The sequence below is a fragment of the Streptomyces sp. NPDC059256 genome (assembly GCF_042753785.1).
Taxonomy (GTDB): Bacteria; Actinomycetota; Actinomycetes; order Streptomycetales; family Streptomycetaceae; genus Streptomyces.
Window position 1 is genome coordinate 496,209 of record NZ_JBHYZO010000001.1, and the last position, 24,065, is coordinate 520,273.

At 68.3% G+C, this 24,065-nt stretch carries 21 protein-coding genes; 9 read left to right on the forward strand and 12 right to left on the reverse strand.

Features of this window, described 5'->3' with window-relative positions; translation table 11 throughout:
• Positions 1 to 169: 169 nt before the first annotated feature.
• Positions 170 to 832 (forward strand): snapalysin, encoded by a 663-nt coding sequence (snpA, locus tag ACFXJL_RS02105; RefSeq protein ID WP_358876089.1) that lies wholly within the window; start codon positions 170 to 172, stop codon positions 830 to 832.
• 212 nt (positions 833 to 1,044) lie between these two features.
• Here the strand turns inward: snpA and ACFXJL_RS02110 are convergent, their stop codons facing one another.
• From ACFXJL_RS02110 to ACFXJL_RS02125, 4 genes are all read right to left on the reverse strand, one after another.
• Positions 1,045 to 1,485, reverse strand: coding sequence for a DUF6304 family protein (locus ACFXJL_RS02110; protein WP_358876090.1), 441 nt, complete (start codon positions 1,483 to 1,485; stop codon positions 1,045 to 1,047).
• Positions 1,486 to 1,837: 352 nt separating this feature from the next.
• Positions 1,838 to 2,413 (reverse strand): dihydrofolate reductase family protein, encoded by a 576-nt coding sequence (locus ACFXJL_RS02115; RefSeq protein WP_358876091.1) that lies wholly within the window; start codon positions 2,411 to 2,413, stop codon positions 1,838 to 1,840.
• 157 nt (positions 2,414 to 2,570) lie between these two features.
• Entirely contained in the window at positions 2,571 to 3,602 is a 1,032-nt protein-coding gene (locus ACFXJL_RS02120) for a family 2 encapsulin nanocompartment cargo protein polyprenyl transferase (protein WP_384640669.1), read from the reverse strand.
• Between the two features lie 226 nt (positions 3,603 to 3,828).
• Positions 3,829 to 5,253, reverse strand: a complete 1,425-nt coding sequence (locus tag ACFXJL_RS02125) for a family 2B encapsulin nanocompartment shell protein (RefSeq protein ID WP_384688484.1) — start codon at positions 5,251 to 5,253, stop codon at positions 3,829 to 3,831.
• Between the two features lie 287 nt (positions 5,254 to 5,540).
• Between ACFXJL_RS02125 and ACFXJL_RS02130 the strand changes: the two genes are divergently transcribed.
• On the forward strand, positions 5,541 to 6,131 hold the full coding sequence (locus tag ACFXJL_RS02130; protein WP_384688487.1) for an N-acetylmuramoyl-L-alanine amidase: 591 nt from the start codon (positions 5,541 to 5,543) through the stop codon (positions 6,129 to 6,131).
• A 120-nt stretch (positions 6,132 to 6,251) separates the two neighbouring features.
• Positions 6,252 to 7,163, forward strand: coding sequence for a 1-aminocyclopropane-1-carboxylate deaminase/D-cysteine desulfhydrase (locus ACFXJL_RS02135; RefSeq protein WP_384689124.1), 912 nt, complete (start codon positions 6,252 to 6,254; stop codon positions 7,161 to 7,163).
• On the opposite strand, the gene ACFXJL_RS02140 is transcribed toward ACFXJL_RS02135, so the two are convergent.
• Positions 7,139 to 8,740 carry a Na+/H+ antiporter gene (locus ACFXJL_RS02140; protein WP_384688490.1) on the reverse strand — a complete coding sequence of 534 codons (1,602 nt, stop codon included), beginning with the start codon at positions 8,738 to 8,740 and terminating at the stop codon, positions 7,139 to 7,141. The two genes, ACFXJL_RS02135 and ACFXJL_RS02140, sit on opposite strands and share 25 nt — an antisense overlap.
• A 289-nt stretch (positions 8,741 to 9,029) precedes the next feature.
• Here ACFXJL_RS02140 and ACFXJL_RS02145 point away from each other — a divergent pair, with 289 nt between their 5' ends.
• From ACFXJL_RS02145 to ACFXJL_RS02155, 3 genes are all read left to right on the forward strand, one after another.
• Positions 9,030 to 9,290: a UBP-type zinc finger domain-containing protein gene (locus ACFXJL_RS02145; protein WP_329023178.1), complete on the forward strand. Its 261-nt coding sequence runs from the start codon at positions 9,030 to 9,032 to the stop codon at positions 9,288 to 9,290.
• Positions 9,291 to 9,532: 242 nt separating this feature from the next.
• Complete coding sequence (locus tag ACFXJL_RS02150) at positions 9,533 to 9,946, forward strand: anti-sigma regulatory factor (RefSeq protein ID WP_329023176.1); 414 nt, start codon at positions 9,533 to 9,535, stop codon at positions 9,944 to 9,946.
• A complete protein-coding gene (locus ACFXJL_RS02155) occupies positions 9,943 to 10,941 on the forward strand; it encodes an RNA polymerase sigma factor SigF (RefSeq protein ID WP_358876096.1) in 999 nt (332 codons plus the stop codon). The genes ACFXJL_RS02150 and ACFXJL_RS02155 overlap by 4 nt, the downstream gene beginning before the upstream one ends.
• Before the next feature lie 307 nt (positions 10,942 to 11,248).
• Here ACFXJL_RS02155 and ACFXJL_RS02160 read toward each other — a convergent pair whose 3' ends face one another.
• A complete protein-coding gene (locus ACFXJL_RS02160; protein ID WP_329023172.1) occupies positions 11,249 to 11,665 on the reverse strand; it encodes a hypothetical protein in 417 nt (138 codons plus the stop codon).
• 142 nt (positions 11,666 to 11,807) lie between these two features.
• Between ACFXJL_RS02160 and ACFXJL_RS02165 the strand changes: the two genes are divergently transcribed.
• Both ACFXJL_RS02165 and ACFXJL_RS02170 read left to right on the forward strand, forming a co-directional pair.
• Positions 11,808 to 12,776 (forward strand): diacylglycerol kinase family protein, encoded by a 969-nt coding sequence (locus ACFXJL_RS02165; RefSeq protein ID WP_329023170.1) that lies wholly within the window; start codon positions 11,808 to 11,810, stop codon positions 12,774 to 12,776.
• Between the two features lie 317 nt (positions 12,777 to 13,093).
• Positions 13,094 to 13,351 (forward strand): WhiB family transcriptional regulator, encoded by a 258-nt coding sequence (locus ACFXJL_RS02170; RefSeq protein ID WP_003953983.1) that lies wholly within the window; start codon positions 13,094 to 13,096, stop codon positions 13,349 to 13,351.
• Positions 13,352 to 13,532: 181 nt separating this feature from the next.
• Here the strand turns inward: ACFXJL_RS02170 and ACFXJL_RS02175 are convergent, their stop codons facing one another.
• From ACFXJL_RS02175 to ACFXJL_RS02200, 6 genes are all read right to left on the reverse strand, one after another.
• A complete protein-coding gene (locus ACFXJL_RS02175; RefSeq protein ID WP_358876508.1) occupies positions 13,533 to 15,017 on the reverse strand; it encodes a histidine kinase N-terminal domain-containing protein in 1,485 nt (494 codons plus the stop codon).
• Positions 15,018 to 15,390: 373 nt separating this feature from the next.
• Complete coding sequence (locus ACFXJL_RS02180; RefSeq protein WP_384640454.1) at positions 15,391 to 16,461, reverse strand: SIS domain-containing protein; 1,071 nt, start codon at positions 16,459 to 16,461, stop codon at positions 15,391 to 15,393.
• 592 nt (positions 16,462 to 17,053) lie between these two features.
• Positions 17,054 to 18,589, reverse strand: a complete 1,536-nt coding sequence (locus ACFXJL_RS02185; protein ID WP_358876098.1) for a glycoside hydrolase family 3 N-terminal domain-containing protein — start codon at positions 18,587 to 18,589, stop codon at positions 17,054 to 17,056.
• Positions 18,590 to 18,594: 5 nt separating this feature from the next.
• The gene (locus tag ACFXJL_RS02190) at positions 18,595 to 19,425 is read right to left on the reverse strand and encodes a carbohydrate ABC transporter permease (RefSeq protein ID WP_384688497.1); all 831 of its coding nucleotides are present in this window, start codon (positions 19,423 to 19,425) and stop codon (positions 18,595 to 18,597) included.
• Complete coding sequence (locus ACFXJL_RS02195) at positions 19,425 to 20,402, reverse strand: sugar ABC transporter permease (RefSeq protein ID WP_358876100.1); 978 nt, start codon at positions 20,400 to 20,402, stop codon at positions 19,425 to 19,427. The genes ACFXJL_RS02190 and ACFXJL_RS02195 overlap by 1 nt, the downstream gene beginning before the upstream one ends.
• A gap of 111 nt (positions 20,403 to 20,513) precedes the next feature.
• The gene (locus tag ACFXJL_RS02200; protein WP_329023161.1) at positions 20,514 to 21,800 is read right to left on the reverse strand and encodes an extracellular solute-binding protein; all 1,287 of its coding nucleotides are present in this window, start codon (positions 21,798 to 21,800) and stop codon (positions 20,514 to 20,516) included.
• A 900-nt stretch (positions 21,801 to 22,700) separates the two neighbouring features.
• On the opposite strand from ACFXJL_RS02200, the gene ACFXJL_RS02205 reads away from it, so the two are divergent.
• A complete protein-coding gene (locus ACFXJL_RS02205) occupies positions 22,701 to 23,465 on the forward strand; it encodes a GntR family transcriptional regulator (RefSeq protein ID WP_329027779.1) in 765 nt (254 codons plus the stop codon).
• The last annotated feature ends 600 nt before the right edge of the window (positions 23,466 to 24,065 follow it).

The window sequence follows — 24,065 nt, forward strand, 5'->3', positions numbered from 1 at the left end:
GGGGACAGTGTGATGCAGCGGGGTTATCACCAGTTGGCATCATCCGCGGGTGGGCGCTCTCCCCGAGACTCTGCGTTACGCATCCGTTCCCCGGGTCCAGCAGGACTCATCGGTTGTGTGCGCACGATCCGATTCACCGGATTCCCAACCGGACGAGTAGGAGCCCCCCATGCGTCACCCCAGAACCGCGTTCTCCGCCGCACTCGCCGTCGGCCTCACCCTGGCCGCCGCACTCGGTGCCGTCCCCGCCACCGCCGCCGTCCCGGCCGACTCCCCCACGAAGGCCGCCGTCCCGTCCTACGTCGCCTACGAGGGGTCCGCTGCGGACACCAAGGCGACCAGGGCCTTCTTCCAGGCCGTGTTGAAGTCGGTCGCCGAGCAGCGGGCCGCCAACCCCGGCGCCCGTGTCGTCACCGTCACGTACAACGCGGCCAGCGCGCCCACCTTCCGCAGTCAGATAGCGCGCAGCACCCAGATATGGAACAGCTCGGTCACCAATGTGCGCCTCCAGGAGGGCAGCAACCCGAACTTCCGCTACTACGAGGGAAATGACGCCCGCGGTTCCTACGCCAGCACGGACGGCCGCGGACGCGGCTACATCTTCCTCGACTACCGGCAGAACCAGCAGTACGACTCGTACCGGGTGACCTCGCACGAGACCGGTCATGTGCTCGGCCTGCCGGACAACTACCGGGGTCCGTGCAGCGAGTTGATGTCCGGTGGCGGCCCGGGGCCGTCCTGCCGCAATGCGGTGCCCAACACCCAGGAGCGGTCACGGGTGAACTCGATCTGGGCTTACGGGCTGGCCGCTGCGGCTGCGCGTACCTCCTGACCATGAGCGGGCCCTGAGGTCTCCACCGCCAGGACCGCAGGGGCAGGGCCCGCACTGCCGGGGGCGTCCCGTTACCAGGAAGCGGGGCGCCCCCTCCTTCTCCACCGCGCCCACGGCGCGGGTGTTGTCGTACCGCCCCGAGAGCGCCCCTTCGTCCTTGGATGAGGGGGCGCTCTTGGCGTTCGTGCGTTCCGGCTGATCCTCGGGTCGGATCAGACCTCGGCGCAGAGGTGTGATCCCAACTCGGCCCCGGAGGGCAGTTGTTTCTGGATGCGGTCGAGCGCATCGTCGAAGTCGCCTCCTGCGACTCCGGACTCGTAGGCGGCTCCGCCGTAGTGCAGGGTGAGGTTGAGGTCCGCCCGATCGAGGGACCCTTCGGGCCTGAGTTCACCGAGCGTCAGCAGACAACTCAGTGTGGCCCGGTCGACACCGCCGTCCACATGGACGGGCAGCGGTATGTCCCACTCCAGTACGCAGGAGGAGAGGACTCCCTCCGCTCCGATGACCTCCAGGGCGGCAAAGGTCGCCCCTTCGTACTCAACACCCCTGATGCGCGTGCGCAGTTGCCGTCCGTGCGCCGCGATCGTGACCGCTTCCGCGCCACGTCGGTCGCGGTACCAGCCCGCCCAGACTTCAGTCGAATCCGATGACATGGCGCGGACTGTAGCGGTATGTGGCCCTGCCCTGAACAGCCGGGATGGTTCATCGGCCATCGAAAGCCGGGCCGGATCGTCGCCCCGATGGGCCGTGCCGTGGTTTCCACGCGCGACGGGCGGCCCGGACGGTGACTTCGACCGGGGCCCAGGAGGGGCCAACGCCCGGGATTCCCCGCCGCTCGACGGCGGCCCCGGCCGGGCCGACCGCGCTCCCGACGTCGACGTGCGGTCTGGGGACTGCTGCCCTTCCGCCTCGTTCGCCACCCGTATGTTCAGCCTATTGGGGTATGAACGGGCCCGGCCGTCCAACCGGGGGCACCGGCCCACAGGGCGGCGGCACCCCGGGTCATCAGCGTTCGTACTGCCGGACGACCACACCGTTGTCGAAGGCCCGCGAGGAGGTCAACGAGAAGTCGTCGACACGGAACCCGGCATCGAACATCCGCATGCCCTCACCCAGCACCACGGGGTAGGTCTTGATGACGAGTTCGTCCACCTCGTCCCGGAGTTGACCCGCGAGATTGGCGCCACCGCAGAGATAGATGGAGAGCCCCTCCTCCTTCTTCAACTCCCTGACCCGGCCGACGGGATCGGCCGAAACGATCTCCACCTGGGGATCGGGGGATTCGGTGAGGGTGCGGGAGACCACGATCTCCCGCAGATGGGCGTAGGGGCGGGTGATGCCCTCCTGGAGCGCGAGGTCATAGCTGGCGCGCCCCTGGATCACGGTGTCGTAGCGGCTCAGGGGCCGGTCCTCGACCCCGAAGTGTTGGCGGGCCATGGCCGGCAGGGTGTCCGCCTGCTCCGTTCGCATGTAGTCGAGGTAGTCGCCGACCACGAACCTGTTGAAGAACACGGCGTCCCCTCCCGGGGCGCCGATGAAGCCGTCGATCGATGCGGCAACGTAGTAGCTGAGCTTGCGCAAACCGGTCCCATTCGTCGTCGAGTAGCCGTCGGGCGGCGCGACGGGACCACCAGTCACCCAGTCACCGTCGGCGCAACCACTCCACCCATAGTGGTTCAGGCGTAGTGGTTTGGCAAGCGATGTTCTCCCGGAACCGGTTCGATCGCCCGGGGCGCTCTCAGCGGGTGCGGCGCGTGACGAACTCCGCAAGGGCCAGGAGGTCCCCCGCGGCAGCGAGGTCCGGGACCGCCCGGGACAGTTCGTGGACCGCCCTGGCCATACGGTCGGACGCCTGGAGCTGTGCCCAGTCCTTGCCTCCGGCCCGGTCCACCGCATCCGCGGCGAGACCGATCGTCCGGCCCGTCATCGGGCCACGGTAGAGCTCCGCGAGCTCCGCCCCCGCCGGCGTGCCGGAGGTGAGCGCCGCCACCACGGGCAGCGACTTCTTGTACGCGGCGAGATCCGCACCCGCCGGTTTGCCCGTCCGCCCCGGGTCCCCCCAGATGCCGATCAGATCGTCGATGAGCTGGAACGCCAACCCTGCCTCACGGCCGAAGGCGTCCATCGCCTCGGTCTCCTCAGGACCCGCTCCCGCGTACAGCGCCCCCACCGCACAGGCGCACCCCAGCAGCGCCCCCGTCTTCGCGGTCGCCATCTGGACGCACTCGTCCAACGAGACCTCGTGTGGAGCACGCTCCTCGAAGGCGCAGTCCGCCTGCTGACCTGCGCAGAGCTCGATCACACAGGCCGCGACCCGCTGAGAGGCCGCCGCGGCGGCGGGGTGGCTGTCCTCCGCCAACAACCGCAGGGCGAGGGCGAGCATGGCGTCACCGGCGATGATGGCGTCGGCGGTGCCGAAGACCGTCCACGCGGTGGGCCGATGCCTACGCGTGGAGTCCTCGTCGATCACATCGTCGTGCAGGAGCGTGAAGTTGTGCGCCAACTCCACGGCAGCCGCGGCCTGCACCGCCTGTCGCGGTTCGCCGCCGAGCGCACGGACGGCGGCCAGCACCAAGGCGGGTCTGATGGCCTTCCCGGCGGGCTTGGTGGCGGAGGTCCCGTCCGCGTGCTCCCACCCGAAGTGGTACATCGCGACGTGGCGCAGGGAACCGGGCAGAGATTCGACGGCTGCACGGAGTCGAGGATCGACGGCGTCGCGGGTACGTTCCAGAAGGGCGAGGGCCTCACGGCCCTCGACGGCCTCCGACATGGTCAACGGCTGGTCCTTTCACGGGACGGACGGGGCGGTTCACCGCGGTGGGCCCCAAAGGCGGCAAGCACGGCCGGACACCGCCCCCTGCCCCGCCGGCCGAAGCACGGGGAGCCGGGCGGCAGGGCCGGTTCTGGAAGTCGAAGATGCGAGGAGCAGTCGGGTGCGGCACAGCGCGGCGGCGGCCGGGGCGGGTGTGAGCAGGGCCGCCCCGGCCGGTGACGGCTCAGCTCCAGCGGCTCACCTCGACGTTCTCCAGGACACCCAACGCGTCGGGGACGAGGACCGCGGCCGAGTAGTACGCCGTGACGAGGTAGGAGATGATCGCCTGCTCGTCGATGCCCATGAAGCGCACGGACAGGCTCGGCTCGATCTCGTCCGGAATGCCCGCCTGCTGGAGCCCGATGACACCCTGCTCGGCCTCACCGGTACGCATGCAGATGATGGACGTGGTCCGGGCCGGGGTGATCGGGATCTTGTTGCTGGGGAAGATGGGCACACCACGCCACGCCGGCACATGGTGTCCACCCACCTCCACGCTCTGCGGCACCAGTCCACGCCGGTTGCACTCGCGGCCGAAGGCGGCGATGGCCCTCGGGTGGGCGAGGAAGAGCTTCGATCCCCGCCGCCGGGAGAGCAGTTCGTCCATGTCGTCGGGGCTGGGCGCGCCGTCGTGGGGCTGGAGGCGCTGCTCGTAGTCGCAGTTGGCCAGGAGACCGAACTCCCGGTTGTTGATGAGCTCGTCCTCCTGGCGCTCGCGCAGCGCCTCGACCGTGAGCCGCAACTGCTGCTCGGTCTGGTTCATCGGCTGGTTGTAGAGGTCGGCAACCCGGCTGTGGACCTTCAGAACGGTCTGCGCGACGCTCAGTTCGTACTCGCGCGGGGACGCCTCGTAGTCGACGAAGGTGTGCGGCACCACCGCTTCGCCGACATGGCCGGCGGAGAGGTCGATGGCTGCCTCGCCGTACTTGTTGGTCCGCTGCCGGGGCAGGGCCGCGACCCCGGCCAGATGGGTCCGCAGCGACTCCGCCCGCTCCGCGAGGTTGAGCACATCACTGCGGGTGAGCACGAGAACGGTGCAGGCAGTGGCGGCCCGGGCGGTGTACTGCCAGGTGGCGTCCGCTTCCACCAGCGATTGATCGCCCAGGTAGGCGCCGTCGGCGAGGACGTTGACGACGGCTTCGTCCCCGTAGGGGCCGGTGCCGATCTGCTCGACCCTGCCGTGGGCCAGCAGCAGGACGCGGTCCGCGGGCGAGCCCGCCTCCGCCAGCAGTTGACCGGCGCTGAACTCCTGCTGCTCGCAGCGGTTCGCCAGTTCGCCGAGGACGCCCTCGTCGTCGTACTGCCGCAGCGCGGGCAACTCCCCCAACTCGGCGGGGATCACGGCGACCCGCTCACCGGTCTGGACGAAGGTGACCCGGCCGTCACCCACCGCGTAGCTCAGTCGGCGGTTCACCCGATAGGTGCCGCCCTGCACCTGCACCCATGGCAGCGCCCGCAGCAGCCACCGTGAGGTGATCTCCTGCATCTGGGGTGCGGACTTGGTGGTGGTCGCGAGATTCCGCGCGGCTGCCGTGCCGAGGCTCTGCTGCTTGGATGCCTGCTGATCACGTACTTCGTCGCCGACAGAACCAACCGAACCAACCGACATTTAGGACTCCCTCTCGATCATGGTCTGATCTACGAGGCCCGACCAGCCGGCCTGACCTGCGAGGGAAAGACTTCCAGTGCGGGATGGGCCAGCACCATTACACGAACGGATGGGAATACTTACCGACTAACGGGGCATGTTGCGCAGAATTCAACAATCCGTTTGATTGAGTGACCGGATCGGCTCGCACACCACTCGTACGCATGGCCCCCGACGGGACAGCGGGTAAAGGCTGGACAAGCCAAGTACGGAACATTCCGTACCCCTCGTACCTCAGGGAGTCGGCCATGGCCTCACCCATGTCCGCGAGCACGTTCCTCAAAGCACTTCGCGACGAGGGGCTGACCGTCGTCCAAGTCGGTGACTGGCGCACCCACAACCGCAACCACAAGGGCCCCTGGGGGCCCGTGCACGGAGTGATGATCCACCACACCGTCACCCGGGGCACGGCGGAAACCGTCGCCCTGTGCCGCGACGGGCGCAGCGATCTACCGGGACCGCTGTGCCACGGCGTCATCGACAAGCAGGGCACCGTGCACCTGGTCGGCTTCGGTCGCGCCAACCACGCCGGCATGGGCGACGACGACGTCCTACGGGCGGTCATCGCCGAGAAGGCCCTGCCGCCGGACAACGAGGCCAACACGGACGGCAACCGGTACTTCTACGGTTTCGAATGCATCAACCTCGGTGACGGCAAGGACCCCTGGCCCGCCGCCCAACTGACGGCGATCGAGCAGGCGTCGGCCGCCGTGTGCCGGGTGCACGGCTGGGGTGCGCGTTCGGTCATCGGTCATCTGGAGTGGCAGCCGGGCAAGCCCGACCCCCGGGGCTTCACCATGGCCTGGCTGCGCGAGCGCGTGCAGGAGCGGCTGAAGTGATACCCGGCCCACCGAGCCGGCCCACTGGGCGGCCCTCCTGACGGCTCCGCGGCCGGGTCGAGCCGACCCCGCCCGCCCGAGGACCGCCCTGTCCACGCAGGTGACAATGGGTGGATGCCGATGTCAGCGCCCGACCCCACCGCCGCCTTGGAGCCCCGGCTGCCCTCTCCGCTCCAACCGGTCGACGATGAGCGCTTCGCCCGCCACGGCCTCCGTCTGCTGCTCAAGCGCGACGATCTGATCCACCCCGACATCCCCGGCAACAAATGGCGCAAACTGGCGCCCAATCTCAGGGCCGCGGCCGGGCGCCCCCTGCTGACCTTCGGCGGCGCCTACTCCAATCACCTGCGGGCCACAGCAGCGGCCGGCAGACTGCTCGGCTGTCCCACGATCGGCGTGGTCCGCGGGGATGAGCTGGCCCACCTCCCCCTCAACGACTCACTCGCCCGGTGCGCCGACCACGGGATGCGGCTGGTCTTCGTCGACCGGGCCACCTACCGCCGCAAGACCGAGCCCGAGGTGCTGGCGCGCCTCCTGCGCGACTCGGCACCGGACGACGCCTATGTGATCCCCGAAGGCGGCAGCAACGCCCTCGCCGCCGAGGGCTGCGCCTCGCTCGGCCGGGAGCTGCGGGGGCAGGCGGACGTGGCCGCCGTCGCCTGCGGTACCGGAGGCACCCTCGCCGGACTGGCCGCCGGTCTCGGGCCGGACCAGCGAGCGCTGGCGTTCCCCGTCCTCAAAGGCGACTTCCTGGCCGCCGAGACGCTCCGTATCCAACGCTCAGCCTTCGGCGGTCGCCGAGGGGCCTGGTCCCTGGACGAACGCTTCCACTGCGGCGGCTACGCCCGGACCACACCCGAACTGAACGCATTCGCAGCTGAGTTCGAAGCACGTCACGGACTACCCGTGGAACGTACATATGTCGCCAAAATGCTCTGGGGCCTAACGGTGCTCGCCACGGAGGGCGCCTTCTCCCCCGGCACCCGGCTGGCGGCCGTCATCACAGGTCAGCCGGACTCCTCCTCGCGGTAGGCGGCGGCCTCCTCCAGATCGAGCCGTCTGAGCAGCGTGCGCATCATCTCGTCGTCGATGCTGCGGGCGTCCCGCAACCGTACGAACACCTCGCGCTCGGCCTCGATCATCTCCCCCGCGAGCCGTCGATAGGTGTCGTCGGCGGACTCCCCCGTCCGCTCGTTGACCGCGCCGAGCCGCTCCCAGACCGCGTTGCGCCGTCGCTCCATCACGGTCCGCAACCGGTCCTCCAGCGCCTGCGGCAGCGCATTGCGCTCGTCCATCAGCAACTCATCGAGCCGCTCGTCCGCCGCCTCGGACGCCTCGTTCTGCGCCTGCGCCTCGGCCAGCGTCTCGGCGTTCCGGTCCTTCTTCGGCAGTTTGAGCAGCCGGATGAGCGCCGGCAGGGTCAGCCCCTGGACCACCAGGGTGCCGATCACGGTGGTGAAGGTCAGGAACAGCACCAGATTGCGCGCCGGGAAGGGCTCGTCGGCGGCCGTGGTCAGGGGAATGGAGAACGCGATCGCCAGGGAGACGACACCCCGCATCCCCGCCCATCCCACGACCACAGGCGCCCGCCAGCCGACGCCCGGCTCCCGGTCCCTGATCCGCGAGGACAGCTTGCGGGGCAGGAAGGTCGCGGGAAAGACCCACAGGTAGCGCATCGCCACCACGAAGACGAAGACCCCGATCGCGTACCCCAGGGATTCGGCGACGCCGTAGGTGCCCAGCCCTTCGAGCACATAGGGCAACTGGAGGCCGATCAGCGCGAAGACCGTGGACTCCAGGATGAAGCCCACCATCTTCCACACCGCCTCCTCCTGGAGCCGGGTGGCGAAATCCACCTGCCAGCGACGATGTCCGAGGTAGAGCGCCACGACCACCACCGCGAGCACCCCTGAGGCATGGACCTGCTCGGCGGCGGCGTACGCGATGAACGGAATCAGCAGCGACAGGGTGTTCTGGAGCAGCGCCTCCTTCAGATGCGTACGCAGCCAGTGGATCGGCACCATCAGCAGCAGCCCCACCCCGACCCCGCCGACCGCTGCCAACAGGAACTCGCCGATCCCCCCGGCCCAGCTGGCCCCTTCACCGATCGCCGCGGCGAGCGCCACCTTGTAGGCGGTGATCGCCGTCGCGTCGTTCACCAGGGACTCGCCCTGGAGGATCGTGGTGATCCGGTTCGGCAGCCCCAGCCGGCGGGCGATGGCCGTCGCCGCTACCGCGTCCGGCGGGGCGATCACCGCTCCGAGCACCAGCGCGGCCGTCAAAGGCAGCTCGGGGATCAACTGGTGGGCGAGATAGCCGACCGACACCGTGGCGAAGAGGACGTACCCCACGGACAGCAGCGCGACGGGTCGTACATTGGCGCGGAGGTCGAGGTACGAGCTGTCGAGCGCGGCCGTGTGCAGCAGGGGAGGCAGCAGCAGCGGAAGCACGATGTGCGGATCGAGCGTGTAGTCCGGCACCCCGGGTACGTACGCGGCGATCAGCCCGATCGTGACCAGGAGCAGCGGTGGCGGTACGGGTGTTCTGCGGGCGGCTCCCGCGATCACGGCGCTGACCGCGATCAGCGCCACCAGTGGCAATGCGTCCATGCGCCGTCCCTCACGCTCGTCCCTCGGTGTCCTGGAGGCCGGCCCTGCTCGGCCTCGGTCGGCTGCCCGGGCCAATCCCGGTGACCCGGGCACCCAGCACCGCTCGTCCGGGCGACAGCATGGCCGATCGGACGGCGACGCCCCTCCTCACGCCCCCTCGCGTCCCGTCGCGTCCCTTTGCGGTCCGGGCATCCCGTCATCTCACGCCCGTTCCGGCATCTCACGCCCGTTCCGGCGGTTCGGCGCTCCCAGCGCGAACGTCCGCCCTTCGCGCCGTAACCTGGCGAACATGAGCGAGTGTCCGCACACAGCAGCACTGCCTCGCCCGGAGCCGGCTCCGTCGAGCGAGACCTGTCAGGCGTGCCTGGCCGCGGGGGTCCAGCCCGTGCATCTGCGGCTCTGTCTGGTCTGCGGTTCCGTGGGCTGCTGCGATTCATCGCCGCTGAGGCACGCGAGCGCCCACTTCGCCGAGACCGGCCACCCGGTGATGCGGAGCTTCGAGCCAGGTGAGAGCTGGCGATGGTGCTTTGTCGACGGTTCGATCGTCTGAAGTCTGGGTACGTCAACCCTCCCCCGCATCCTCGCAATTGGGTCACGCAGACCTCTAGCCACTGTGTGTGGCTATATGCCTACCATGAGTGACAGTTGCTGAGGATGGGGGTCCTGCGACACAACGCTATGGATCGCGATAGCGTCGCCGGGCCAGTACTGCTACGCACGGACTGTGTAGCGACGGCTTCGGGATCTTTCTCCCGCGGCCCCGAAAGAGCTTGTGTCACCTTGGAGGTGAGGGTGTCCCAGATCGCAGGCGAGCCCGGGACCCAGGACTTCGTGGAAGTCCGGCTGCCCGCAGCGGGTGCCTATCTGTCGGTGTTGCGTACGGCCACGGCCGGTCTCGCGGCGCGATTGGACTTCACCCTCGACGAAATCGAGGATCTGCGGATCGCGGTCGACGAGGCGTGCGCCATCCTGTTGCAGCAGGCGGTTCCCGGTTCGGTCCTCAGCTGTGTGTTCCGGCTCATCGACGACTCGCTGGAGGTCACGGTCTCCGCGCCGACGACCGACGGCCGGGCGCCGGAGCGCGACACCTTCGCGTGGACGGTGCTCTCCGCCTTGGCGGGGAAGGTCGACTCGTCGGTCGCCGATGACCGGACGGTCTCCATCAGTCTGTACAAACAGCGCGGCGCCGGCCCCGGGCCGGCATGAGAGACGGGGACGGTCCGGTGCGGAACGAGGACGGTCCGGTGCGCGACGAGGCACCCGCGGTGCATGACTTCCCGGAACAGCAGGCAAGGCCACACCCGGTGGACGGAGTCGACGGCCACCCGGCAGGGGCGGAGCCGGCACAGGTCGGGGGCGCACCCCCCAACTCCGAAGGGGAGGGCCTCAGCCAGCCGAGTGTCAGGGGGAGGGCAGATTTCATGACCGACGATCAGCAGCACGATCCACGTGACCGCAGCGGGGCTCGGGCGATGTTCGTCGAGCTCCGAAAGCTCCCGGAAGGGTCTGCCGAGAAGGCGGAGCTGCGCAATCGGCTGGTCCGGATGCATCTACCGCTGGTCGAGCATCTGGCCCGGCGGTTCCGCAATCGCGGGGAGCCGCTCGACGACCTCACCCAGGTCGCGACGATCGGGCTGATCAAGTCGGTGGACCGGTTCGACCCGGAGCGCGGTGTCGAATTCTCCACCTACGCCACGCCCACGGTGGTCGGCGAGATCAAGCGCCACTTCCGGGACAAGGGCTGGGCGGTAAGGGTGCCGCGTCGCCTCCAGGAGCTGCGGCTCTCCTTGACGACGGCGACGGCGGAGCTGTCGCAGCAGCACGGCCGCTCGCCGACCGTGCACGAGTTGGCGGAACGGCTCGGAATCTCCGAAGAGGAGGTCCTGGAGGGCTTGGAGTCGGCGAACGCCTACTCGACGCTCTCCCTGGACGTGCCCGACACGGACGACGAGTCCCCGGCGGTGGCCGACACCCTGGGCTCGGAGGACGAGGCGCTGGAGGGCGTCGAGTACCGCGAGTCGCTCAAGCCGCTGTTGGAGGATCTGCCGCCGCGCGAGAAGCGGATCCTGCTGCTGCGGTTCTTCGGCAACATGACGCAGTCGCAGATCGCCCAGGAGGTGGGAATCTCGCAGATGCACGTATCGCGGCTGTTGGCCCGCACCCTGGCGCAACTGCGGGAGAAGTTGCTGGTGGAGGAGTAGCGGGGGCTGTCCTCGCTGTTCGGGGTTGTTCGGGCCGTGACCGCTCCAGGCGGTCGCGGCCCGCTCTGCGTTACGGGCCGGAGGTCCTGCACCGGTACGGCCGTCACGCTCGGCGACCAAACAGCCGCGGGGCGGCCGGTGAGGGCGAGCTCAGCCATGGTTGGGGGAAATGGGCCCGGTGTGGCACGGCAAGGCCGTCTCAGGAGCCCCTGGGCGCCCTCTGGGCCCCTGCCGCACCGGCTCTGTCGCCCCGTTGTGCGCCTGTGACGGGTTCGCCCATCGAAGCCCGTCGAAGCCTCCGCCGTGCCTATGCGTCGCGGGCGCCGGGGCCGCGGATCCCCAGGGCCTGCGTCGTCGTCGGATTGACGAGGAGCACCAGTCCGGTCACGGCGACGGCGGCGACGAGCATGCCGAGCGGAATCAGTCCGCCCGATGAACGCAGCAGCGTCCACGCGGGGATCAGCGCCATCAGATGGGTGATCATCGCGGGGCCACGGCTCCAGCTGCGCTGCCCGAGCAGGCCGCGAGCAGCAGCCAGCGGCAGTGCGCCGAGCGCGATCATGGTCAATCCGCCCATCTCGGCCTGGGTCGGGCTCTCGGGGCTGCCGAGCAACCCCATCACCAGCATGTAGATGCCGTAGCCGACCAGCGCCAGGCCCTCCAGGCCGGACACGGCCGCGGCGGCGGTCAGGCGGGCGGGGCGGGGGGTCGGGTCAGTACTCACCCCAGCAGGGTAACCGGCCCCCCTCCCGCCGGGCCGGAGCAGGGCTCACCGCGCTCAGGAGCGGGCCCGCCGTCCCACCGGCCGGCCTCGCGGCCTGCACCCGAACTGGGCCAGGTACCCCCAGGTGGGTACGCTGCCTCACATGCGCGCACTCCTCGTGGTCAACCCAGCAGCTACCACCACCAGTGCACGCACCCGTGATGTGTTGATCCATGCACTGGCCAGCGAGATGAAGCTGGAAGCCATCACCACGGAGTACCGGGGCCACGGCCGTGACCTGGCGCGCCGGGCCGCCGAATCCGGCGAGATCGACCTGGTCGTCGCGCTGGGTGGTGACGGCACGGTCAATGAGGTCGTGAACGGCCTGCTCCACCACGGGCCCGAGCCGGAGGGGCTGCCGCGGCTCGCGGTCGTACCGGGCGGTTCCACCAATGTCTTCGCCCGTGCGCTCGGGATCCCCAACGACGCCGTCGAAGCCACGGGTGCGATCTTGGACGCACTCCGTGAGAAGAGCGAGCGGACGGTGGGCCTCGGCCTGGCGTCGGGCACGCCCGGCACGGAGGACGAATCCGTACCCTCCCGCTGGTTCACCTTCTGCGCCGGGGTCGGCTTCGACGCCAGTGTGATCGGTCGCGTCGAACAGCAGCGGGCCCGGGGGAAGCGCTCGACCCATGCGCTGTACGTGCGCCAGGTCATGCGCCAGTTCCTGGACGACCCCCACCGCAGACAGGGCGTGATCTCCCTGGAGCGCCCCGGCGCCGATCCGATCACCGATCTCGCGCTCTCCATAGTCTGCAATACCTCTCCGTGGAGCTTCCTGGGCAATCGGCCGCTGTACGCCTCTCCGAAGGCGTCCTTCGACACCGGTCTCGACGTTCTCGGTCTGACCAAACTGTCGACGCCGGCCGTAGCCCGTTATGCCACACAGCTGTTGATGTCGAGCCCCGAGCGAGGGCCGCACGGCAAGCACGCGACGACACTCCACGACCTCACTGACTTCACCTTGAATTCAAAGGTTCCGCTGCCCTTTCAGATGGACGGTGACCATCTGGGGCTCCGTACGAGCGTGACGTTCACAGGCGTACGCCGTGCACTGCGTGTGATTGTGTGAGTGGAAGGGCCTCTAGTCCTTTATCTCGAACGTACGGACTGGACTCCACCCCATAGAAGTACGGCTGTGACCTAGTCGACACCGAGGAATCAAAAAAAAGTTTCCGGAAGGGGTTGTATCCGTCGCCGAGGTTTGCGAGTCTCTTCATGGCGATCGGGACGGCCCGCAGAATCGGCCCCACAGACCGCCAGAACCCCTCCTCTAAACCCTGGACCACGTCGACGTGTTCGGCGTTCGGCCCTTCCGTTGTGGGGGGATTCGTGAAAGCGTTCACATTCACAAGCAACCTGCATGTCATACAAGGAGAGGTAGCAGCCATGGACTGGCGTCACAACGCCGTTTGCCGCGAGGAAGACCCCGAGCTCTTCTTCCCCATCGGCAACACCGGTCCTGCGCTGCTGCAGATCGAGGAAGCCAAGGCCGTCTGCCGTCGCTGCCCCGTCATGGAGCAGTGCCTGCAGTGGGCGCTTGAGTCCGGCCAGGACTCCGGCGTCTGGGGTGGCCTCAGCGAGGACGAGCGCCGCGCAATGAAGCGCCGCGCCGCTCGCAACCGGGCGCGTAACGCCAGCGCCTGATTGCCACCGCACCGAGCCTGAGCCTCCGGCGGCGCGTACAGAGAGTACGCACTCACCGCCCACGAGTCGCAGCGCGCAGCCAGTAAAACTCACAGCATTCGAGCCCCGGACCATCTTCTTTAGGTCCGGGGCTCGCTGCTGTGCCATTCCTCACGGAGTGGGAGGGGAATATCGGGTAAGGCTATTTCTGGGCGCTGACCGGAATGTCGAGCACCACTCGGGTGCCGTGTCCCGGTTCTGTCACAGGAAGCATGTCGAACACCCCGCCCAACTCGCCTTCCACCAAGGTCCGCACGATCTGCAATCCAAGATTTCCGGCCCGTTGGGGATCGAATCCCTCGGGCAATCCACAGCCGTCGTCCTGAATGGTGATCAGTAGCCGGCCCTTCTGCTGGACGTCGCCTGAGCGCTCTCCGCGGACCGCCGCGACTTCCACGAATCCCCGTTCTCCCGCGGGGAAGGCGTGTTCCAGAGCGTTTTGGAGCACTTCGGTCAGCACCATCGACAGCGGGGTTGCGACTTCGGCGTCCAGGACACCGAAGCGTCCCGTTCGACGGCACACGACCCTTCCCGGGGAGATCTCCGCGACCATGGCGATCACCCGGTCCGCGATCTCATCGAACTCGACCCGCTCGTCGAGGGTCTGCGAGAGCGTCTCGTGCACGATGGCGATGGAACCGACCCGCCGTACGGCCTCGTTGAGCGCTTCGCGGCCCTGGGCGGAGTCCATGCGCCGGGCTTGGAGCCTCAAGAGCGCAGCGACGGTCTGGAGGTTGTTCTTCACCCGGTGGTGGATCTCCCGGATGGTCGCATCCTTGGTGATCAACTCACGCTCACGACGACGTAGTTCCGTGACGTCGCGCAGTAGTACGAGCGAACCGATCCGGCTGCCCTTGGGCTTCAGCGGAATGGCGCGCAACTGGATCACTCCGCCGTTGCCCTCCACTTCCGTCTCCCGCGGCGCATAGCCACTGGCGAGTTTGACCAGGGCTTCGTCCACCGGGCCGCGCGAAGGAGCGAGATCGGCGGTCACCTGACCGAGGTGATGGCCGACGAGGTCCGATGCCAGTCCGAGCCGGTGGTAAGCGGAGAGGGCATTGGGGCTCGCGTACTGCACGATCCCCTCGGCATCGAGCCGGATCAGTCCGTCACCGACCCGCGGTGAGGCGTCCATGTCGACCTGCTGTCCGGGGAAGGGGAACGTTCCGGCAGCGATCATCTGGGCGAGGTCCGATGCGCTCTGGAGATACGTGAGCTCCAACCGCGACGGCGTGCGCACGGTCAGCAGATTGGTGTTGCGCGCGATCACCCCCAGCACCCGGCCGTCCCGGCGCACGGGGATCGACTCGACCCGTACGGGCACCTCCTCGCGCCACTCCGGGTCGCCCTCGCGCACGATCCGGCCCTCGTCGAGCGCGGCGTCGAGCAGCGGGCGGCGCCCGCGTGGGACGAGATGGCCGACCATGTCGTCCTGGTAGGAGGTCGGGCCCGTGTTCGGGCGCATCTGGGCCACCGACACATAGCGGGAGCCGTCGCGGGTGGGGACCCATAGGACGAGGTCCGCGAAGGACAGGTCGGAGAGCAGCTGCCACTCCGAGACCAGCAGATGCAGCCATTCGAGATCGGACTCGCCGAGCGCGGTGTGCTGGCGTACGAGGTCGTTCATGGAGGGCACGAGTGCGAGCGTACCCGCGTGGCGGACGCTCACCGGGGCCGGGCTTGATGAGACTTGATGAGAGATGGATGAGAGTACGAACAAACAGCGCCAGATAGATGGACATCTTCGAATGGTCTAGTCCACAATAACGAGCACAAGAACTTCCGCTCTCCCCGCACAGGAGAGTGGAACCGAGGCCCCGGTGCTCTCTGCCCTGACTGCATCGAGACCTCCCCCACGGCCCGGCGGGCCCGCACACCCGCCCGGCCGGAGCACTCCGGGCTGCGGTGCCGGACGGGTTGAGGGTCCCGTCAGGCGCCGCGGCCCGCGGGTATTTCCGGGCCCGTCGCGGTCCGATCGGCCCCGAGACGCCCCTCGGCGCTCAGTGGGTCTCCGTCACCTTCGCCAGTGCCCTCGGCGCATCCGGGTCCTGCCCCCTGGCGATGGTCACCTCGTACGCCAGCATCTGGAGCGGCAGGATCTCCAGCACCGGCTGGAGCTCCTCCACCACACCCGCCGTGGGCAGGACAAAACCCGCCGACGCCGCCGCCACCTGGGGCGCGGGCCCCACCACCACCAGATCGGCGCCCCGGCCGCGCAGCCGGTCGAGGACCGGTTGCAGCGCCTCGCCGCCCTTGCCGTCCGTCACCACGGCGATCACCGGGGAGATGTTGTCGACCATCGCCAGCGGACCGTGCAGCAGATCGGCTCCGGAGTACGAGAGGGCCGGGATGTAGCTGGTCTCCATCAGCTTCAGCGCGGCTTCCTTGGCGGTGGGATAGCCGTAGCCGCGCGAGGTGATCACCATGCGTACGGCGAATCGGTAGCGCGATGCCAACTGACGGACCTCGTCCTGGCGCGCGAGCACCTCAGCCGCCAGGGCCGGCAACACCCGCGCCGCAGCCCCGTCACCGCCGCGCAAACCCTCCACCAGCAGATAGAGCGACAGCAGCGAGGCCGTGTACGTCTTGGTGGCCGGCAACGCCTTCTCGGGGCCGGCCAGCACGTCGATGTGGAACTCGGAGACCGCGGCCAGCGGGGAGTCCGGATTGTTGGTGACCGACAGGGTGATCGCGCCGGCCTCCCGGGCCGCCCGGGTGGAGGCGACGAGATCGGGCGAGCCGCCCGACTGGCTCACCGTGATCACCAGGACGTCGCGGAGATCGGGACGGGCGCCGTAGGCCGTCGTGGTGGACATCGAGGTCAACCCGCAGGGCAGCCCGAGCCGCACTTCCAGCAGGTACTTCGCGTACAGCGCGGCATTGTCGGAGGTGCCGCGGGCCGTCAGCAGGACGAAGCGGGGGGCTCGGGCGGCGATCTCGGCGGCGATCTGGCGAATCCTCGGTGCACCGCGGGTGAGGATCCGCTGGAGCACCTCGGGCTGCTCCGCCATCTCGCCGGACATGATGCGGCCCGGGCGCTCGCGCTGGTCGGATGACGTCGTGGCGGTCATGCGCTGTGCCTCCAAAGAGCGTTCCGTGCTCCGGGGCGGACGTACTGCTGGCCCCTCGGCGATCCCAGGGGGCGTGCGGGTCCGCTGCGGCCCGGGATCGCCGAGAAGCCGCCAGCAACCGTGGCACGCTGCGCTTCTCCGCCGGCGCACAGGGAACGAGGACGACCGAGTGCCTCGACCGGGAACCGCGCGAACCACTGCCACGATCGTACGGTCTGCCAGGATGACCAGCACGTTCCTGGCCGGGGCTCGGGTCTGGGGCTGGTCTGGGGCTGGTCCGGGGCTCGGGGGAGGGATGCGGCTGCCGCACGGCCGGCCGGGGGCCCGGCTGCTCCTGCCCGGCGCTTTCACGGCCTAGGTGTCCTCGGTGTATTGACCGCGTGCGCGCAACAGCGCCGGGCGGAAAGGGGCACGCAAAAGGGCCGGTGTTGGGCGCGGTCCCCTCCTGCTGTGCCGCGCCCGACACCGGCCCTCCGGGGGCGACCGGCCGCGAACGAACGCGGTGGTGCTCCCGGGGATCGTACGAACGGGCCCCTCGTGGCCGCGGTCCTCCCGGTCGGGAGGGGCGGCGGCGAGAGGCCCGCTCCTTGGTTCACCTACCGACGATGACCTCCGCCGCGGCCCGGCCGCAGACCGGCGCCGCGCCGAAGGTGGCGATGTGCAGGGCGCCGGTCGGCTCGGCCTGCGGCACCCCCATCTCCACGACGATCGTGTCGGGGCGGGCGGTCACCAGGGCGGTCAGCGCATCGGCCATCCACGGGTGCCGGTGCGCATCGCGCACCACCGCGACCGTGCGACGCTCACCGGCAGCACCCAGGACCTTGGCGACCAGCACATCGGTGCCGTCGGCCGTCGCCTGATCGCTGCTGTAGATCTCCTGACCGGAGCCGGGCAGCAGCTCACCGATGGCTGCGGCGGCGCCCCAGGGGGTCTCCGCGCCTGCGGCGCAGTTGGCCTCGGGCGAGAACGTCGCCACCTGGACGGGACCGGTGACGGCATCGTGCTGGGCACCGCGGGTCACCCGCAGCGCCTGGCGGGCGGCAGCGAGACCGACGGAGGCGTCCGGAGCGCGCCGGCCGTCGGGGTGGGCCTGCTCAGCGGTCCACGCAGAGAGCGCGCGAACCCGGCTCGCGGCGTCGACCAGCCGCTCCTCGGGCAGTTCGCCCGAGTGGACGGCGTCCACGATGGCGCCGGCGAGCTCGATGACGGTGTCCTCGCCGAAGGAGTCACCACCGGTGCAGATCGCGTCGGCGCCCGCGGCGATGGCGAGCACGGTGCCCCTGGCCACGCCGTAGGTGCGCGCGATGGCGCCCATCTCGATACCGTCCGTGACGATCAGCCCGTCGTAGCCGAGCCCGCCTTCGGACTTGGGGGCGCGCAGCAGGGAGGTCAACACCCGACGGCTCAGGGTCGCCGGGTGCTCGGTGTCGAGCGCGTTGACCATGATGTGCGCCGTCATGACGGCCTTGACGTCCTGGTCGATCGCAGCCTGGAAGGGGATCAGATCCCGCTCCCTCAGTACGGTCTCGGACACCTCGATGCTGGGCAGGCCCAGGTGCGAGTCGACCGCCGTGTCACCGTGGCCGGGGAAGTGCTTGGCACAGGCGGCCACGCCGACGGACTGGAGTCCCTCGACCCAGGCTGCCGTGTGCCGGGCGCAGAGTTGGGTGTCGGCGCCGAAGGCCCGGACCCCGATGACGGGGTTGTCGGGGTTGGCGTTGACGTCGGCCGATGGCGCCCAGTTGAAGTTGACGCCGCAGGCGGCCAGCGAGTGGCCGAGTTCACGGGCCACGTCACGGGTGACCGCCAGGTCGTCGATCGCTCCGAGCGCGAGGCTGCCGGGCCAGGACGAGCCGCCCATGACCTCCAGCCGGGTGACGTCCCCGCCCTCCTCGTCGATGGCGACGAGGATGTCGGGGTTCTCCTTGCGCAACTCCGATGTGAGCGCCGCAACCTGCTCGGGGTCCTTGCAGTTGCGGCCGTACAGCGCCACCGAGAGCAGGCCCTGAGCGACGGTGCGACGGACCCATTCGGGTGCCGTGGTGCCTCCGAAGCCTGGCTGCAGAACAGCCAGGGCGTCCGCGTACAGAGGGTCCTGCGCACGGAGTCCGCTGGTCGGGATTCCCACCGGGATCAGCCTTTCACTGCGCCATCAGTAAGGCCGCTGACGGCCTTGCGCTGAAGGAAGACGAAGAGGAGCAGGATCGGGATGGCGAAGATGGTGGAGGCGGCCATGGTGGCGCCCCAGTCGTCGCCGAAGGTGGAGCGGAAGCTGGACAGCCACAGCGGAAGCGTCTGGTATTCCGCGTCCTTGTTGAGCACCAGCACCATCGGGAACTCGTTCCACGCGGTGATAAAGCCGAACATGGACGTCGACATCAGACCGGGCGCGAGCAGCGGCAGGATCACCTTGACGAACGCCTGACGGCGGGTGCAGCCGTCGACCATCGCGGACTCCTCCAACTCCTTCGGCACGGCGGCGACGAAGCCGCGGAGCGTCAGGAGGGTGAAGGGCAGCACCATGACCATGTAGAAGAGGGTCAGGGGGATCAGGCTGTTGAGCATGTCGGCGTCGCGCACGATGAAGTAGATCGCGATGACCATGACTTCCCACGGCGCCATCTGGGCCATCATGAAGCCGACGATGAAGCCGCGCCGACCCTTGAAGCGCATCCGCGCGAGGGCGAAGGACGCCGCCAGCGAGATGATCAGCGAGAAGACGACGGCCAGGACGGTGACGGTCAGCGAGTTGCGGACCAGCGTCCAGAAGTTGTCCGCGTTCAGGGCGGTCTCGAAGTGCTCCAGCGTCGGGCTCGTGGGGAACCAGACGGGGGTGTCCGAGACGATGTCCGGCGTCTTCTTGAACGACGTGGCGAACATCCAGTACACGGGGAAGATGAAGCCGACGATCAGCAGTGCGGCAGTGATGTTGGGCCAGAGACGGCCAAGCAGTGAGCGCTTCATCACGCATCCTCCTCTTGCTTCAGGACGATCCGGAGGTAGTACGCGGTGAGCGCCAGCATGATCACGATGGTGAGCATGGCGATCGCCGAGCCCATGCCGTAGTGCTGGTTACCGATGCCCTCGATGTACGCGTACACGGGCAGGATCTCGGTGAGACGGTCCGGGCCACCGGCATTGATCGTGTAGACCTGTACAAACGCCTTGAAAACCCAGATGATCTCAAGGAAGGTCGTTGCGTACAGGAACGGCCGCATGAAGGGGAGCGTGACCGAGGTGAAGCTCTTCCAGGCGCCTGCGCCATCGAGCGAGGCGGCTTCGTAGAGCTCCTTGGGAATGGTGGTCGTCGCTGCGTAGAGGTTGATCGCGACGAACGGTATGGACTGCCACACGATGAGCAGCGTGACCACGAAGAACGTGGACATCTGGCTGCCCAGCCAGTTGTAGTCAGCCATGTTCTCGAAGCCGAGCTGGACGAGGACCCAGTTGACGACACCGAAGCGCTGGGCGAAGAGCCACTGGTAGACGGTGGTGGAAGCGACGACCGGCATGGCCCAGGCGAGGACGAGGCCGATCAGCAGGGCCACGCGCATCCGCTTGCCGAGACGCGCGAGCAGCAGCCCGACGAGCGTTCCCAGCAGCATGATGAGGACGACGTTCGCGGCGGTAAAGGCGATGGAGCGGCCGGTGACCCGCCAGAAATCCGAACCCGTCAGGATTTCCTTGTAGTTGTCAATTCCGTTCCATTCCGTGAGGTGCTGGATCAGCTGCCTCATGTTCAGGTTCTGGAATGACAGGATGCCGTTGTTGATCAGCGGATAACCGAGGAAAACCAAGGTGACCGCGACAGCGGGGAGCAGAAGCAGATAGGGCAGAAGCGCTCCGGCTCGTCTGCTCTCCGGAGGTTTCCCGTGTCCTCCATTGGTCCGCCGGTGGACCTTCATCGGGCCGGATGGCGGCCTCTCGGTCTGCACGGTCATGCTCTTGCCATCTCTTCCTAGGCAACTGGGGGGAAGCAGAAGTCGGGGGCAGCACGTGTGCCTGTAGGGGGGTGGGTTCCGGTCCGGAACCCACCCCCCTACAGCGGGTGCTTACTGCTTCTGCGAGAGACGCTTGTTGAACTCGCCCTCGACCTGCTTGGCAGCGTCGGCCGGGGACTTACCGTTCAGGACCGCGGTCAGGTAGGTCTTGATCGGGTTCGGAGCGTTCTCCACGGCGGCCCACTCGGCGATCAGCGGGGTGGTGCCACCGAACTTGGCGGACGGCGCCGCGGCCTCGGCGACCGGGTTGCCCGCGAGGTTGGAGTTCAGCGACTCCTTGTTCGGGATGACGCCGTTGAGCTTGGCGAGCTGGCCCTCGTACTTGTCGGACAGGGCGAGCTTCAGGAACTCCTTGGCGAGCTCCTTCTTCTTGCTGCCCTCGGCGACGGCGAGGTTGGAGCCACCGAGGAAGACACCCTCGGGCTTGTCGGCGGTCTCACCCGGGATGGTGAAGTAGCCGATCTCCTTCTCGATGGCCGGGTTGGCCTTGATCGCCGTGCCGGCTTCCCAGCCCATGCCGATGAAGGCGCCGGTCTTGCCCTTGGCGAAGATGTCGGCCTGCTGGGGGGTCGCCTCGTCCTTGTCCTTGGGGGCCTTGGAGTACGACTGGAGCTTCTTGTAGAGCTCGGCAGCCGCAGCGACCTTCGGGTCACCGAGGTTGGAGACCCACTTGTCCCCGTCCTTCTTGACGAGCTCGGCGCCCTGTCCGATGGTCAGGCCGACGAAGTAGTACCAGTTCTGGCCGGGCAGGTAGATCGGCTCGGCCTTGCCCTTGGCCTTGATCTTGTCCAGGGCCGCGTAGAACTCGTCACGGGTCTTCGGCGGCGCGGCGATGCCGGCCTCCTTGAACACGGACTTGTTGTAGAGGACCACGCGGTTGGCGAAGTACCACGGGGTGGCGTACTGCTTGCCGTCGATGACGGACGCCTTGTTCAGGTTCTCGGCCCAGTCGCCGCCGATCTCCTTCTTCAGGTCGCCCAGGTCCGCGAGGCCACCGGTCTTGGCGTAGGCCGCGGTCTGGGTGTTACCGATCTCGAAGACGTCCGGCGGGTTCTCCTCCGAGAGGGAGGTGGTCAGCTTCTGCTGGATGCCGTTCCACTGCTGGACCTCGAACTTGACCTTGGCGCCCGTGGTCTTCTCGAACTCGGCGGTCAGGTCCGCCTGCCACTGGTCGGGGGTGGAGCCGTCCATCGCCCAGACGGTCAGCGTCTGACCCTTGTAGCTGTCAGGACCCTTCGACTCGCTGCCCTTGTCGCTGTCCTTGTCGTCGCTGCCGCATGCCACGAGACCGACCATCATGCCTGCGACGCCGATCGCCGCGATGAGCTTGCGCTTCACGCCACCCTCCTCAGGGATGTCTGCAACCCCTGCCCACCGCGAAGCTGATGCCTAGTACTGCTCGTACCGCCAAGCCGATGCCTAGTACTGCTCGTGGGGCTGGGAACTGATCTTTAGTGGTTTAGACCAGCACCCGGAGCTTGGCCTAGACCTTTATGGCTGTCAAGGCTCGACCGGAAGGCCCGACACGTCCGTTATCAGACCGACATCTGACCGTCAGCGTGAAGCCATGACGGAGCGGGCATCCATGTTCAACCGCTCCGACAGAGGCCCCAGACCACAGCAGTATTACCTGGGGCGAGCGGCGTTGGGGGCCGTTCGAGAAGACCGCTCGTCCGACCGTTCGAAAGCCGGCCACACACGGCACACGAGCCGCTGACGCCCCCGGAGACCGAAGGGTCGCAGCGCTCCCGGGGTCGGCCACCACCGTCGACCGCCGACGGGTCCACCGTCGCCGCGGGGCTCGACAGGGTGCACCGTTCGAGCCCCCGCGCAAACGCACCGGCGATCACGGGGCACACTCGCGCAGGGACGCCCTCGACACTCTCGACGCACTCCCGCCTTGAGCCCATCACGCGCCGTCCCCCGGTGATCGACAACCGCTGGCGAACCGGCCGCGGACCGCACTCCACAGGTCGCACACAGGAGACGGAGGCACCCTCCCCAAGCGCTCCCGGGTGCCCTGACCGGCCACGCCTTCCGTACTACGGTCTGGCAGCAACATTGCCCGATGGACTAGACCAAGCGTGGTCCCCTCGGTGTATAAGAGGTGCACTCGTGCCCGTTGCCCGGCCGGGCACCCGAGAGGGTGACGCCCTGAGGCCAGCCCATGCCACGATGTGAAACCTAGTGATGGAGGAATCGGTGACGGCAGCAGCACAACAGCCAGGCAATCAAGGCTTGGCCTCGGACGGGGGCGGCACCGAGGGCAGGACGGGCCCTGTCACACGGACCTCGCGCGTGCCCAAGTACTACCGCCTCAAGCGTCATCTGCTGGAGATGACGGAGACCCTTCCCCCGGGCACACCGGTGCCGCCTGAACGGACTCTGGCCACCGAGTTCGACACCTCGCGCACCACCGTCCGACAGGCCCTCCAGGAGCTGGTGGTCGAGGGACGGCTGGAGCGGATCCAGGGCAAGGGGACCTTCGTCGCCAAGCCCAAGGTCGCCCAGGCGCTCCAGCTCACCTCCTACACGGAGGACATGCGAGCCCAGGGTCTCGAACCCACCTCACAACTCCTCGACCTCGGCTATGTCACGGCGGATGACCGACTGGCCGAACTCCTGGAGATCAACACCGGGGGCCGGGTACTGCGCATCGAACGGCTGCGGCTGGCGAGCGGGGAGCCGATGGCGATCGAGACCACGCATCTGTCGGCGAAGCGCTTCCCGGCCCTGCGGCGCTCGCTGGTGAAGTACACCTCTTTGTACACGGCACTCGCCGAGGTCTACGACGTCCGTCTCGCGGAGGCGGAGGAGACGATCGAGACCTCGCTGGCCACGCCGCGCGAAGCCGGGCTGCTCGGGACCGATGTGGGACTACCGATGCTGATGCTCTCCCGGCACTCGGTCGACGCCAACAACGAACCGGTGGAATGGGTTCGGTCCGTCTACCGGGGCGACCGCTACAAGTTCGTGGCACGTCTACGTCGCCCGTTGAACTAGACCAGCCGGTCCGGGACCGCCCCGGCTGCGGAACTCCCCGGACTGCACCACCAACCCCTCACACCCAACCTGCTCAACCTGCTCAACCTGCCAATGACGACACCAACGGCCCGGTCCGCACCGGCCGTGCGGACGGCCGCCGGTAACGGCCGCCCTCGTCGCGCGACCCGATCACCCCCACCGGGCCCTCCCAGCGCGCGACGACCCCGTGCCCTCCCGCCCCCTCGTGCGATCCGCACGGGATCGCCGATCGGCGCAGCGGTGAGCGGCCTTGCCCGGGAGCCCCACGCTGGTGAACGGCGTTGAACCACCGATCACGAGCCATCCGTTGTTGAGCGCTTTCAGGTTTGCGATTTCGGTAATTCTCCGGTGGAACGGTACGTGGTCGGCATCGGCTATCCGCCGTGGCGGCCCCCCAATTTCCACCCGGCACTTCGGAACCCTCTATGCAGACGGGAATTCCCACGATGTAGTGGTAGGCCCGGGTTGCCGAAAGTCCATGTCGAGGCACCGCCACCGGCAGACACGGTCCCACCAGGGCCTTTCACCATGCTCTGCGAGCTCGGAATCCGGTGGTGGTCGAAGGACGGCTCCTCTCCT